This window comes from Sphingomonas sp. SRS2 (assembly GCF_000971055.1).
Lineage (GTDB): Bacteria > Pseudomonadota > Alphaproteobacteria > Sphingomonadales > Sphingomonadaceae > Rhizorhabdus.
Genome location: NZ_LARW01000022.1, coordinates 1 through 544 on the forward strand (window position 1 = coordinate 1; position 544 = coordinate 544).

Below are 544 nucleotides of genomic sequence, written 5' to 3' on the forward strand. Positions count from 1 at the left end.
ATTCTCTAGCTGAGGTCCCCGCTTCGGGGTGCGCGGCAATGCCGTCACGATAATCAGATCATGCCTTGGCCTTTCGAGCAAGGGCTGGGGTGATCTTCCCGGAGTGCAACAGTCTCTTCGGGGTCGTGCGATGGATCGAGATCCATGTGGCTCGCACGCCTCAATATGGGCACTCGTATCGAAGGGTGGGGCTCCATCAACCGTAGCTCAGGGTCATTGCTGCCCTAATGTTATAACCGGAGTCCCCGATCCCTCCGCCTCCCGGGAGGATCTTTCCAGCCGTTCTCACGGTGGAACTGGTTAACCCCGCGCTGCCTGCATCATCTCCCGATGCGCAACGACGGTATCGGCCTTGAACTGGAAATGCGTGCCGTCGCGCCACAACCCGAACATGATGATCGCGAGCTTGCGGGCGACGGCGATGCGCGCTTTGTGGAAGCCGATCTTCTTCGACAGCCGCACGCCCCAGTCCTTAAGCGAACTGAACGTTTTGGTGGCCGCCATCATCACGGTGGCAGCGTTGACCAGGTGGGTGCGGGCCAGC

At 60.5% G+C, this 544-nt stretch carries 1 pseudogene; it reads right to left on the minus strand.

Annotated elements, in window-relative coordinates:
- Positions 1–300 precede the first annotated feature (300 nt).
- Positions 301–544: pseudogene (locus tag WP12_RS00125) on the minus strand (IS110 family transposase); the annotation flags it as partial.